Genomic DNA, 12,797 nt, shown 5'->3' with positions numbered 1-12,797 from the left:
CATGCCAGCGTTCATCTGAAGCTTTTCCTTCAGGTCGCACAACTTCAGCACATCAAACTTTCCGAACACGGCCTAGTCAAGTGACGTTGAATTTACGTACGACATAACGTACCGTCTTATCCATGAACAAAGTCATCGAGGCATCGCACCGAATCAAAATTTTGCGCATGTGGAAAAATTACGAATGAAATATGCCTTTTGCGTACGACTGGCATGCGCTAACAGCTATTAAAAATATAGTAAATAACAAGAAAAAAAACGCATGCGCGTCAAGCACCAATTTATCATCGTCACCGGTTCGGGCGGCGGCCGCATCAGCCAGGCCTTTTTCCGGGCCAGCATTTGCTGGGGCGCTTTTCCAGCGCGCTGGACGTGGCCGATGCGGTGCTGTATTTGGCCAGCGACGAGGCCGCCTTCATCAGCGGCGTGTGCCTGGAGGTGGATGGTGCCCGCTGCGTTTTAAAAAAAGACATATTCCTTGATCTGCGTCACCCCTATCACGCGCCCCTGCCGGGGGCAAAGCCGGCGGCGCAAAGCCTGAGCGGAACGATAGGGTAAATTCTCCCCCGAGGCTTTTTACCATGACCGATATACCGCGCAAGATCATTCCCCTGGCAGACCTGCGTTACGCCAGCCGCATACCGGCCATTCCGGCGAACCTGCAGGTGCCGACCGGCCTGCTCAGCGACACGCTGGGCCGGCCGCTGCGCGACCTGCGCATCAGCGTGACCGACCGCTGCAACTTTCGCTGCAACTACTGCATGCCGAGCGAGATTTTCGACAAGGACTATGCCTTTTTGCCGCAAAGCTCGCTGCTGAGTTTCGAGGAAATTACCCGCATCGCGAAAATCTTCGTTGCCCACGGCGTGGAAAAAATCAGGCTCACCGGCGGCGAACCCTTGCTGCGCAAGAACCTCGAAGTGCTGATCGGCATGCTGGCCCAGTTGCAGACGCCCGAGGGCAAGCCGCTGGACATCACCCTGACCACCAACGGCTCGCTGCTGGCCAGAAAAGCCCAGTCGCTGAAAGATGCCGGCTTGAAGCGCGTCACCGTCAGCCTCGATGCGCTGGACGACGCGATTTTTCGCGGCATGAACGACGTGGACTTTCCGGTGGACGACGTGCTCAAGGGCATCGAGGTAGCACACCAGGTGGGCTTGGCGCCGGTCAAGGTCAACATGGTCGTCAAGCGCGGCACCAACGACAACCAGGTCCTGCCGCTGGCCCGGCATTTCCGGCATTCTGGCGCGGTGCTGCGTTTCATCGAATACATGGACGTGGGCGCGACCAACGGCTGGCGCATGGACGAGGTGATGCCGTCCCGCCAGGTGATTGAACGCCTGCAGACCGAATTTCCCTTGATGGCCATCGAACCGAACTACAGCGGCGAAACCGCCGAGCGCTGGCGTTATGCGGACGGCGCAGGCGAAATCGGCGTGATCAGCAGTGTGACGCAGGCGTTTTGCGGCGAATGCAACCGCGCGCGGCTGTCCACTGAAGGCAAGCTGTTCTTGTGCCTGTTCGCCAGCCAGGGCCATGACCTGCGCGCCCTGCTGCGCGGCAACTTCGCCGATGAACAGATCGCGGCGGCGATCGGGCCGATCTGGCAGGCGCGGTCAGACCGCTATTCGGAGATTCGTGCCGCCCTGCCGCCTGACGCGAGTGCGGCAGGCAGCGCCAAGCGCATCGAAATGAGCTACATCGGAGGCTGAGTGTGGCCCCACATGCTTGTCGCTTCGCGCACTGCGCTGCCCCCCCCCCGAGGGGGCGAGATGCCCTCGCCCCGCGCTTTGCATAATGCGCACTTTTAGGAACACTGGATGACCATGAATTTAAAGACACCCTTGCATGCCGAAGCCATCACCGGCGTGATCCTGGCCGGCGGACGCGGCTCGCGCATGGGCGGCGTGGACAAGGGCTTGCAGAACTTCAACGGCGTGCCGCTGGCCCTGCACACCTTGATGCGGCTGTCGCCCCAGGTCGGCGAAATCATGATCAATGCCAACCGCAACCTGTCGGCCTACGAATCCTTTGGCGTTCCGGTCTGGCCCGACGCGACCGCCCTGGGCGAATACGCCGGGCCGCTGGCGGGTTTCATCACCGGGCTGGAGCGCTGCGAAACGCCTTATCTGCTCACCGTCCCGTGCGACACGCCGCTGTTTCCCGCCGACCTGGTCGCGCGCATGGCCGATGCCATGGCGCGTGAAAATGCCGACTTTGCCGTGGCCGCAGCACTCGAAGAAGACGGCCAGTTGCGGCCGCAGCCGGTGTTTTGCCTGATGGGCGTTGACATGCTGGAAAGCCTGGCGCAGTTCACACAAGCGGGCGGCCGCAAGATCGACGCCTGGACGGCGCAGCACCACACGGTCATCGTACCCTTTGACCAGCCGGGCGACGAGCTGCACGCCTTTTTCAATGCCAACACGCTGGCCGAACTGCACCAGCTCGAAGCGAAGCAACCGTGAACGCCATCGACCAGATTGCTGCCCAGTTGCAGGGCTACGACCCGCAGGCCATGACCGCCGACGGCGTGTGCGATTTTCTAGCCCGGCTGGTGACGCCGGTGCAGGACGAGATTGAACTGCCCTTGTTCGAAGCGCTGGGCCGGGTGCTGGCGGCCGATGTGGTTTCACCATTCGACGTGCCGCCGCATGACAACTCGGCCATGGACGGCTATGCCTTCAATGGTGCGCAACTCAGGCCGGATTCCGCGCTTGAATTGCAGGTCATCGGCACGGCGCTGGCGGGCAAGGCGTGGCAGGGCAGCATTTCGCCCGGCCAGTGCGTCAAGATCATGACCGGGGCGGTGATGCCGGCCGGCCTGGACACAGTGGTTCCGCAGGAGTTCGTCCAGTTGCAGCGAACCGGTGAACACGAAACCATCACGATTTCGGCGGGCCTGCTGCGCCTGGGCGACAACCGGCGGCTGCGCGGCGAAGACTTGGCGCAGGGCAAGGCAGCGCTACAAAAAGGCGAGCTGCTCACGCCCGCCCGCCTTGGGCTTGCGGCTTCTTTAGGCCTAAAAACCTTGCGCACATGGCGACCCGTGCGCGTGGCCTATTTCTCCACCGGCGATGAAATCCTGTCGCTGGGCGAAGCGCCGCGTGAGGGCGCGGTGTACGACAGCAACCGCTACACCGTGTTCGGCCTGCTCAGCCGCCTGGGTTGCCAGGTCATCGACCTGGGCGTGGTGCGCGACGAGCCGGCGCTGCTCGAAGCGGCCTTCCTGGACGCCGCCGCGCGGGCCGATGCGGTCATCACCTCGGGCGGCGTCAGCGTTGGCGAGGCGGACTACACCAAGGCCATGATGAAAAAGCTCGGCGACGTGGCCTTCTGGCGCATCGCCATGCGGCCGGGCCGGCCCATGGCCGTGGGACGCATTTCAAGCATCAAATCGGCACCTGGCGCTTATGGGGCGGGCGCTGACAGCTATCAAAATAGCGAAGGCGCCGTGCTGTTCGGGCTGCCCGGCAATCCGGTGGCGGTGATGGTGACCTTCTTGGCCTTTGTGCGCCCTGCCCTGCTGCAGATGATGGGCGCCCGGCCCGAGCCCGAGGTGCTGCTCAAGGCGCGCAGCCTGGAAGCCATCCGCAAGAAACCCGGCCGCACCGAATACCAGCGCGGCCGCGTGACCACCGCGCCGGACGGCAGCCTGCATGTCAAGACCACCGGCAGCCAGGGTTCGGGCGTGCTGCGCTCGATGGCCGAGGCCAACGGGCTCATCGTGCTGCACCACGGCCAGGGCAACGTCTCGGCCGGCGATGAAGTCGATGTGATGATGTTCGACGGCGCCATCTGAAGCCTGCGCCTCTCAGGCTGTCAGGCGCGGTTTGCTGCGGCCGGCCAGCAGGTGAGCGCCGCCGGCCAGAACCAGCATCAGCGCCAGCACCAGAGCCCAGATGACCCAGATCACGGGCGACAGCCAGCCGAGCATGGGCTCGATCCAGCTGGTGGCCGTGACCACTGAACCCAGCAGTTCGCTGATGCTGGCCTTCAGCGGCTCAATGACGCCGGGCGGCAGCCACACGGCCAGCCAGTCGGGCACCGGCCACTGCGCCATGGCCTGAGCACCCCGAATCGCCGGATCAGCGGACGACGCGGCCAGCCAGTTGACAGCCGCGGAAAGCATGGCAGCCGCGCCGGTCCACAGTAGTGCCACAAAAGCGGTCAGTATCCAGATCAGCAGTTTCATCACGGTCACCTTGTTCATTGAAATGCAATACCTGCGCAGGTTTGCGCTGTGCGGGTATTTGAGCAAAACAACGCGCCAGGGGTTTCAGTCGCTGCAAAAGTCCAGAGAAAAATTGAGGAGTAAGCATGGACTGGTCAGGCGTCAGGGCCGGCAAATCCAGTACGGGCTCAAGCCCTGCCACACCGGTCCGGCGATTCATCCTGCGGCCAGCGGATCATTTTCCGGCCAGCACCTCATGCCCGACGGGCGCCTCCCGCGCCTCGGCGGTTTTGGCGCCCGGCACGGCTTTTCGGGCAAACAGGGCGTACATCGTCGGCACCACGAACACGGTCAGCAGCGTGCCCAGCGACATGCCGCCCACAATGACCCAGCCAATCTGGGTGCGGCTTTCAGCCCCGGCGCCCGAAGCCAGCGCCAGCGGCAAGGCGCCCAGCACCATCGCCCCGGTGGTCATCAGGATGGGCCGCAGCCGCTGCGACGACGCTTTCACCAGCGCATCAATCATCTCCATGTCCTGCATGCGCAACTGGTTGGTGAACTCGACAATCAAAATGCCGTGCTTGGTGATCAGGCCGACCAGCGTGATCAGCCCAATCTGCGAATAGACGTTGAGAGAGCCGCCGCTCCACTTGAGCGCCAACAAGGCGCCGATCATCGACAGCGGCACCGACAGCATGATCACCAGCGGATCGACAAAGCTTTCGAACTGCGCCGCCAGCACCAGGAAAATAAACACCAGCGCCAGCACGAACACGATCACCAGCGCGCCCTGCGAATTCCTGAATTCGCGCGAGGTGCCGTTCAGGTCGGTGCTGTAGCCGGTTTTCAGGACCTTGGCGGCGGTCTGGTCCATGAACGCCAGCGCTTCGCCCAGCGAATAATTGGGCGCCAGGCTGGCGGTGATGGACACCGAGCGGCGCTGGCCGAAGTGGTTCAACTCGCGCGGCGAGACGCTTTCACTGACCTTGACCAGGCTGGACAGCGGAATCATGGCGTCGTTGCGGCCGCGAACATAAATGCGGTCGATATCTTCGGGCGTCGTTCGGCCGCTGGCGGCCGTTTGCCCCACCACGTCGTACTGCTCGGCATCGCGCTTGTAGCGGGTGACGTTGCGCCCGCCCAGCAGGGTTTCAATCGCCTTGGCCACCACTTCGACACTCACGCCCAGATCGGCCGCCTTGTCGCGCTCGACTTCAATGCGCAACTCGGGCTTGTTCAGCCGCAGGTCCACATCGGGCAAGACGATGCCGGGGTTCCTGGCGATCTCGTTGAGCATCTGGCGCACCACGACGTTCAAGTTCTGGTAGCTTTCCGAGGTCTGGATGACGAAGTTCAGCGGCCGCTCGCGAAAGCCCTGGCCCAGCGAGGGCGGCGTGATCGGGAACGCCGTCACGCCGGGCAGCGTATTGAATTTCGGCTGCAACTCGCGCGCCATGTCCATGGTGGAACGCGTGCGGTCTTTTCAGTCCACGGTGCGGTAGACCACGCTGGCCTGTGTCACGGTCGGGTTGCCGACATTGGCAAAGATGCGATCAAATTCCTTGAACGGCTGGCCCATCTTTTCGAGTTCCTGGGCGTAACGGTTGGTGTAGTCGAGCGTCGAGCCGTCGGGCGCATTGACGCTGGCCAGGATCACGCCCCGGTCTTCCATGGGCGAGAGTTCCTGCTTCATGGTCGGAAAGATCAGCACAATAGCCGCGCCGCTGACCAGCATCACGGCCAGCACGATCCAGCGCGCCTGAAGCGCCAGGCCCTTGACGCGCTGCACCGCGCCGCGCGAACCAGATAGCGGCATAAAGCGCGCCGTCACGATCCAGCGCAGCAGCGCGCCGTAGCGGTACGAAATGCCGGTCAGTACGCGCTCCATGGTGCGGTCGAAGCGGTTCGGCTTGGGGTTGTGCTTGAGCAGCAGGGTGCACAGCATGGGCGTGAGCGTCAGCGCCACGACGCCGGACACAACCACCGCGCCGGCCAATGCCAGCGCAAATTCGACGAACAGCCGGCCGGTGCGTCCCGGCGTGAAGGCCAGCGGCGCATACACCGCCACCAGCGTGGCGGTCATGGTGACGATGGCAAAACTGATTTCGCGCGCGCCCTTGATGCCAGCCGAAAACGGGTCCATGCCTTCCTCAATGTGGCGAAAGATGTTTTCCAGCATCACGATGGCGTCATCCACCACCAGGCCAATGGCCAGCACCAGCGCCAGCAGCGTGAGCGTGTTGATGGTGAAGCCGGCCAGCGCCATCAGCGCAAACGTGCCGATCAGGCTGACCGGGATCGTGATGATCGGAATGATGGAGGCGCGCAGCGTGCGCAGGAACACGAAGATCACCAGCGCGACCAGCAGCACGGCTTCAAGGATGGTCCAGTAGACATTCTTGACCGAGCGGTCGATGAATACCGAGTTGTCGTTGGCGATGTCGATCAGCACATCGGGCGGCAGGTCGGCCTTCAGCTGGGGAATGGCGGCCTGCACACCCTTGGACAAATCAAGCGGATTGGCCGTGGCCTGGCGGATCACGCCGACGGCGACGGCCGAGCGGCCGTTCAGCCGAACCGCCGTGCGCTCGTCGGCCGCGCCCTCCTCGACCCGGGCCACGTCGCGGACCCTGACGGAAAAACCGTTCACGGTCTTGATGACGATCTCGCCAAACTGCGCCGGCTTGACCAGGTCGGTCTGCGCGGTCACGCTGAATTCGCGCTGCTGCGACTCGATCCGGCCGGCAGGCAGGCAGGCAGTTCCAGATTGCTGCGGCGAATCGCGTCCTCGACGTCCTGCGTGGTCAGTTGGCAGGAAGCGAGCTTGTCGGTGTCCAGCCAGACGCGCATGGCGTACTTGCGCTCGCCAAAGATACGCACGTCGGCCACGCCGGTGACGGTCTGCAGGCGCGGCTTGACGATGCGGTTGACCAGATCGTTGATCTCCAGCGGCGTCATCGAATCGCTCGAAAAAGCCAGCTGGATGACCGAAAACGCGTCGGCCTCGACCTTGGAAATCACCGGTTCATCGATCGCCTGCGGCAGCTTGTTGCGCACGCGGGAGGTGCGGTCGCGCACTTCGGCGGCGGCGGAATCGGCGTCTTTTTCCAGCCGGAAACGCACGCTTATCTGACCTTGGTGGGAGCGACTGATGGAGGTGATCACGTCCACGCCGTCAATGCCGGCAATCGAGTCCTCCAGCGGCTTGGTCACCTGCGACTCGATGACCTCGGCCGATGCGCCGGCATAACGCACGCTCACGGTCACGACCGGCTCGTCGATCTTGGGGTATTCGCGCACGGTCAGCCGGTTGAAGCTGACCGCGCCGATCAGCACGATGAGCAGCGACAGCACGGTGGCGAACACCGGGCGGCGAATGGAGGTTTCAGCGAGTTGCATGGGGCGCCAAGGCGTTGATCACGGAAATTCGGGCAGGCGGGCAGATGCTCAGCCCGGATTGCGGACCGCAGGAGGGGCGGGACGGGGCTCGGCAGGGGCCGAACTGCTGGCGGGCTTTAGGCCTGCGGAGGGAATGACAGATCCGCACGGGTTGGGGCCTGACAGCGCTGCCTTTCCTGCGGCTACCACGGAAGAAGCAGCCGGCGCCACGGACGCGGCGGACGCGCCGCCGGCCGGTTTTCTGTCAGTTGCCGCCGCACCGGCAGCCGAGCCATTGAACAAGTCCACCACGGTGACGACCGTGCCGTCCTTCTGGATTCGCTGCTGGCCGGTCCTGACCACGGTGTCGCCAGGCGCCAGCCCTTCCAGAATTTCGACCTTGCCCGGACTGCGCAGACCCACCTTGACCTCGACACGCTGGGTTGTGCGGGTGGCTTCGCTCGGCCCTTCGAGCAGCTTGATGACAAACTGCTTGTCACTTTGCGGAACCATCGCCTCTTCGGGGATGACGCTGGCGTTGTCGCGAACGCCAAACACGGTAGTGACCCGCGCAAACATGCCGGGCCGCAGCTGCAGGGCGCGGTTGTCGATGCAGCCGCGAATGCCGACCGAACGCCCGTTCGCGTCGATCAGCGGATCAATCGCCTGGATCTGCGCGGTGTAGTCCTAGCCGGGCAGCGCGTCGATGTCGAGCAGCGCCGTCTGGCCGCGCCTGACCTTGCTCTGGTAGCGCTCGGGCAGCCTGAAATCGACATACAGGGCGTCGACATCCTCGATGTTGACGATGTCGGCGCCATCCTTAAGGTAATCACCGACGTTGACCTGGCGAATGCCGGCGATGCCGTCAAACGGCGCGACTATTTTTAGCCGTGCTGCCGTGGCCTTGGTCAACGCCAGCTTGGCCTGCGCCACCTGCAGGTTGGCGGCGCTTTCGTCAACCGAGCGCTGGCTGATGAAGTTTTGCGCCACCAGTTCCTCGTTGCGTTTCTGGTTGGCCTGGGCTATCGACAGCTCGGCTTGGCTCTGCTGGATTTGCGCCTGGGGCAAATGGTCGTCAAACTGCACCAGCACCTGGCCCTTGCGGACCCGCTGGCCATCAATGAAGTTGAGCTGGGTGATGCGGCCGCTGATTTCAGGACGGAGCACCACGCCCCGGCGCGAACGCAGGCTGCCGACCGCGCGGGTGTCATCGACCAGCCGCGCCAGTTCGACCCTTGCGACTTCGACCGAAGGCGGCTTTGCGGCGGCGCCTGGCGCGGGCGCGGCCGTGCCGACAGTGGCCGGATCAGCAACCTTGGGTTTTTGGTGCCCCCAGGCGGCGCCTGAAGCCGCGGCGATGCCCGCCACGGCCACCACGGAATAGATTGCTTTTGAGGCCATGAGGTGGTTTCAAAGTGACTCGGGATGAAAAAAGCAGCTTTTCAATGTAGCAGGATGTCAGGCAACCCGCAGTGGCCGGGTCCGCATCCGGGACATGCCGCAGGACCGGTCAGAGGCGGCCCAGGGCGCGCTCCACGCCCTTGTTGGCCAGCGCATCGGCGCGCTCGTTGCCCGGATCGCCGTTGTGGCCGCGGACCCAGCGCCAGTCGATGGTGTGGCCGCTGGACACCAGCAGCGCGTCCAGCCGCTGCCACAAATCGACGTTCTTGACCGGTGCCTTGGCGGCCGTGCGCCAGCCCCTGGCTTTCCAGCCGTGAATCCATTCGGTGATGCCCTTGAGCACGTACTGGCTGTCAAGATAAAGGGTCACGGAGCACGGTTTTTTCAGCGCCGCAAGCGCCTCGATGACGGCGGTCATCTCCATACGGTTGTTGGTCGTTCCCATCTCGCCACCGAAGATTTCCTTCTCGGTGCCGCCTCCGGCCAACAAGGCGCCCCAGCCTCCGGGTCCAGGGTTACCCTTGCAGGCGCCGTCGGTATAAATCACGACGTGTTGATTGGGAACGCTTGGCGCTGCTGCTGAATCGGTCATGGGTTGCTTGTGGTGCCAGGCACGCCTGGTGGATTGAAAGGAAATTAAAAAAAGCTCAGCCGCTGATTTTGACGCAGCCGGCTGGCTTTTTGCTGGCCACAATGGCGGGCGCCACCGCAGGTGATCTGCGCGACTTCCAGGCAGGTTCGAGCAAACGCATGCCGCGCACATGCTTGACGGCCACCAGAAAATAAACCGCTCCGAAGATCGGCCACCAGCGTTTTCCGGCGTGATCCATCCAGTCAAAGCGATCCAGCCATTTCTGGCTATTGAGCGCCGGGCGGTAGCAGCCAAACTGTGCCGATTCCACCTCGAAATCGAGCAGCCTGAGCCAGTCGCGAAGCCGCCAGTAGCCAATGTATTCACCGGCGTCTGGCAAAAAAAGCCCCTTGTGGCCAAAGCGCCGGTAAAGATGATCGCGCCGTTGGCGCATTCCCCATAAACTGGCCGGATTGAAGCCGCTGATGACCACTCGCCCTTCTGGAACCAGGACGCGGGCAACCTCCCGTAAGGCGGAATGCGGGTCGCTGCCAAGCTCCAGCGTGTGCGGCAATGCCACCAAGTCCAGGCTGCTCTCGGGAAAAGGCAGTGCTGCCGAATCGGTGTACAAGGCAGCGCGTGGGGAACTTATGGGATCAAGCCCTGTCCGATGCTCTGAAATATTTCTTGAAGGGCGCGGTAAAGTCTGGTTTTCGAGGGAAGAAAGGGCCAGCCATTTGTGCGGCATGCGGTTGGCCTGCAGAGCGTCGAGTTCCGGAAATCCCAGCTGCAGGGCATGGTAGCCAAAAATATCGCTGACGGCCAGGTCAAAGTGGGCACGTTCCCAAGCCAGCAAATAGCCCCCCGGCGGGGTATTGAGCCAATCCGTCAATCCTATAATTTCTGACTTCATCGAGACCACTGCATGTATTTGATTCCTGTTTCCGCTTTCGCCGACAACTACCTGTGGTTGCTGCATGACGGCAAGCGCGCCCTGGTGGTGGACCCTGGCGACGCCGAACCGGTATTGCGGGCATTGCAAGCATCCCGGCTGCAACTGGAATCAATTCTAGTCACGCACCACCATGCGGACCACACCGGCGGCGTCGATGCGTTGCGCAAGGCTACCGGCGCCACGGTTTATGGCCCTGCCACCGAACGCATACCGGCTCCTTTCGAGCCGCTGCGCGAAGGCGATCGGGTCGCTACCCTCGGCCTGGATTTCCGGGTGCTGGACGTGCCAGGCCATACCGCAGGGCATATTGCCTTTTACACCCCGGACATGAACGGCCAGCCGCTGCTTTTTTGCGGCGACACGCTTTTTTCCGGGGGCTGCGGCCGGCTGTTTGAAGGAACGCCGGCGCAAATGCTGGCATCGCTTGACAAGCTGGCCGCATTGCCCGGCGCAACCCGCGTCTGCTGCGCGCACGAGTACACGCTGGCCAACTTGCGCTTTGCGCTGGCCGTTGAGCCTGATAATGCGGCTCTGGCAGAGCATGAGCAGCATTGCCGCCAGTTGCGCGAGCAGGGCCAGCCGACCCTGCCCAGTTCGATTGGCCAGGAAGTACTGATCAATCCTTTTTTACGCACGCGGCAAGCCAGCATCATGGCAGCCGTTCACAACTTTGATGCGTCAACCCGCGACGACACCACCGTATTTGCCGCCCTCAGGCAATGGAAAAACCAATTCAAATGACGCCCGTCCCCCGAACCGCCCCGCTTTCCTTTTTTCCTTCCTTTTCTTTTTCCTTTCTCGGCTTTCGACTTGTTTCGCTGGCTTTTCTGCTGGCGATGGCCGTGCTGGCTGGTTGCGCCACGCAGGCACCCGGCCTGCCGGACGATCCGGTGCTGTCCACCGGGCCGGGCACCGTCCCGGGTCAAAGGGTTCAAACGGGTCCGCTGCGCGCCATCACGCCGGGTCAGGTTAGTTCTTTCCCGATTGCCTCGACCGAGCCACCCAAGGAACTCTGGGACCGGATTCGCCGGGGGTTTGCCATGCCCGATCTGCAAAACGAACTCGTGACCGACCGGGAGCAGTGGTATGCCAGCCGTCCGGATTACATCCAGCGCATGACTGGGCGCTCCAGCAAATACCTGTTTCACATCGTCGAAGAGCTGGAGCGCCGCCAGATGCCGACCGAGCTCGCCCTGCTCCCCTTTATTGAAAGCGCCTTCAACCCGCAGGCGGTGTCCAGCGCCAAGGCGGCGGGCATGTGGCAGTTCATGCCGGCGACCGGAAAATACTTTGCCCTCAAGCAAAACGATTTCAGGGATGACCGCCGCGACGTGCTCGCCTCTACGCGCGCAGCGCTGGACTACCTGCAAAAACTCCACGGCATGTTCGGCGACTGGCACCTGGCGCTGGCCGCATACAACTGGGGTGAAGGCAGCGTGGGCCGGGCCATTGCCAAAAACCAGAAGGCCGGGCTGGGAACGACCTATGACGAGCTCAACATGCCGGCGGAAACCCGGCTTTATGTGCCCAAGCTTCAGGCGGTGAAAAATATCGTTGCCAATCCGCAGGCGTTCAGCACCGAACTGCCGCTGATTGAAAACCACCCTTATTTTCAGCAAGTGCAGATCACGCGGGATATTGACGTTGCCCTGGCTGCCAGGCTGGCCGACGTTGAAATTGACGTGTTCAAGGCGCTCAACCCGTCGGCCCGCCGACCAGTGATTCTGGCATCGGGAACGCCGCAGATCCTGCTGCCTTGGGACAACGCGCTCGTGTTTCAACGCAACTTCGATGGCTATACCCAGGGCCAATATGCCAGCTGGACCGCCTGGACGGCGCCCAGCACCATGAACGCAACGGAAGCGGCGCGGCATACCGGAATGAACGAATCCGACCTGCGCAGCATGAACAACATACCGCCGCGCATGCTGATCAAGGCCGGCTCGACGCTGCTCGTGCCGCGCACGGCCCAGATGGACAACGACGTCAGCAGCCATGTCGCGGACAATGCACAGGTTTCGCTGGCGCCTGAAATCACCACCCGCCGCACAACGGTCAAGGCGCGCAAGGGCGAGTCGGTTGCCAGCATTGCCAGCCGCTACGGCGTGGCTGAGGCCAGCGTCGCGAACTGGAACAACGTCAATGCCCAGGCAGCCTTCAAGCGGGGCCAGCAAGTCGTGCTGCACCTGCCCATCACCGCGCGTGCCTTGGTTAGCGCTGTGGTCAAAAAGCCTGCGCCGCCAAGGGAAAAAACCGCCGTTCAGGCGGTCAGGCGCGACGCAGGCAAGGCAGTGGTCAAGTCAAAAAGAAAGTAATTTCCG

The 12,797-nt window shown here is 62.8% G+C and carries 8 protein-coding genes and 3 pseudogenes; 6 read left to right on the top strand and 5 right to left on the bottom strand.

What is annotated here, in order from left to right; all coding sequences use genetic code 11:
- Positions 1-345: 345 nt before the first annotated feature.
- The 4 genes and pseudogenes from ACP7AD_RS13770 to glp all read left to right on the top strand — a co-directional run.
- A pseudogene (locus tag ACP7AD_RS13770) lies at positions 346-459 on the top strand (short chain dehydrogenase); the annotation flags it as partial.
- A 122-nt stretch (positions 460-581) separates the two neighbouring features.
- Positions 582-1,712: a GTP 3',8-cyclase MoaA gene (gene moaA / locus ACP7AD_RS13765; protein ID WP_426148295.1), complete on the top strand. Its 1,131-nt coding sequence runs from the start codon at positions 582-584 to the stop codon at positions 1,710-1,712.
- A gap of 108 nt (positions 1,713-1,820) precedes the next feature.
- Positions 1,821-2,465, top strand: coding sequence for a molybdenum cofactor guanylyltransferase MobA (gene mobA, locus ACP7AD_RS13760; RefSeq protein WP_426148294.1), 645 nt, complete (start codon positions 1,821-1,823; stop codon positions 2,463-2,465).
- Entirely contained in the window at positions 2,462-3,799 is a 1,338-nt protein-coding gene (gene glp, locus ACP7AD_RS13755) for a gephyrin-like molybdotransferase Glp (protein WP_426148292.1), read from the top strand. The genes mobA and glp overlap by 4 nt, the downstream gene beginning before the upstream one ends.
- A 12-nt stretch (positions 3,800-3,811) precedes the next feature.
- Here the strand turns inward: glp and ACP7AD_RS13750 are convergent, their stop codons facing one another.
- From ACP7AD_RS13750 to ACP7AD_RS13730, 5 genes and pseudogenes are all read right to left on the bottom strand, one after another.
- Positions 3,812-4,192, bottom strand: a complete 381-nt coding sequence (locus ACP7AD_RS13750; protein WP_426148291.1) for a hypothetical protein — start codon at positions 4,190-4,192, stop codon at positions 3,812-3,814.
- A 214-nt stretch (positions 4,193-4,406) separates the two neighbouring features.
- Positions 4,407-7,570: pseudogene (locus ACP7AD_RS13745) on the bottom strand (efflux RND transporter permease subunit).
- Between the two features lie 48 nt (positions 7,571-7,618).
- Positions 7,619-8,950 (bottom strand): annotated as a pseudogene (locus ACP7AD_RS13740) (efflux RND transporter periplasmic adaptor subunit).
- 109 nt (positions 8,951-9,059) lie between these two features.
- Positions 9,060-9,542 (bottom strand): ribonuclease HI, encoded by a 483-nt coding sequence (gene rnhA, locus ACP7AD_RS13735; RefSeq protein ID WP_426148290.1) that lies wholly within the window; start codon positions 9,540-9,542, stop codon positions 9,060-9,062.
- A 55-nt stretch (positions 9,543-9,597) separates the two neighbouring features.
- Positions 9,598-10,434 (bottom strand): class I SAM-dependent methyltransferase, encoded by an 837-nt coding sequence (locus ACP7AD_RS13730; protein WP_426148289.1) that lies wholly within the window; start codon positions 10,432-10,434, stop codon positions 9,598-9,600.
- 12 nt (positions 10,435-10,446) lie between these two features.
- Between ACP7AD_RS13730 and gloB the strand changes: the two genes are divergently transcribed.
- Complete coding sequence (gloB, locus tag ACP7AD_RS13725; RefSeq protein ID WP_426148288.1) at positions 10,447-11,217, top strand: hydroxyacylglutathione hydrolase; 771 nt, start codon at positions 10,447-10,449, stop codon at positions 11,215-11,217.
- Positions 11,214-12,791 (top strand): transglycosylase SLT domain-containing protein, encoded by a 1,578-nt coding sequence (locus tag ACP7AD_RS13720; RefSeq protein ID WP_426148287.1) that lies wholly within the window; start codon positions 11,214-11,216, stop codon positions 12,789-12,791. The genes gloB and ACP7AD_RS13720 overlap by 4 nt, the downstream gene beginning before the upstream one ends.
- The last annotated feature ends 6 nt before the right edge of the window (positions 12,792-12,797 follow it).

The sequence above is a fragment of the Polaromonas sp. DSP2-3-2b2 genome, assembly GCF_049895905.1.
Taxonomy (GTDB): Bacteria; Pseudomonadota; Gammaproteobacteria; order Burkholderiales; family Burkholderiaceae_C; genus Polaromonas.
The sequence above is the reverse complement of the archived record's forward strand: the minus strand, read 5'-3'. Positions and strand labels throughout refer to the sequence as shown.

Coding starts and splice junctions, on each gene's coding strand:
- ACP7AD_RS13720 (WP_426148287.1), top strand. CDS start 11,214: ATGACGCCCGTCCCCCGAACCGCCCCGCTTTCCTTTTTTCCTTCCTTT.
- ACP7AD_RS13730 (WP_426148289.1), bottom strand. CDS start 10,434: ATGAAGTCAGAAATTATAGGATTGACGGATTGGCTCAATACCCCGCCG.
- gloB (WP_426148288.1), top strand. CDS start 10,447: ATGTATTTGATTCCTGTTTCCGCTTTCGCCGACAACTACCTGTGGTTG.
- mobA (WP_426148294.1), top strand. CDS start 1,821: ATGACCATGAATTTAAAGACACCCTTGCATGCCGAAGCCATCACCGGC.
- ACP7AD_RS13750 (WP_426148291.1), bottom strand. CDS start 4,192: ATGAAACTGCTGATCTGGATACTGACCGCTTTTGTGGCACTACTGTGG.
- rnhA (WP_426148290.1), bottom strand. CDS start 9,542: ATGACCGATTCAGCAGCAGCGCCAAGCGTTCCCAATCAACACGTCGTG.
- moaA (WP_426148295.1), top strand. CDS start 582: ATGACCGATATACCGCGCAAGATCATTCCCCTGGCAGACCTGCGTTAC.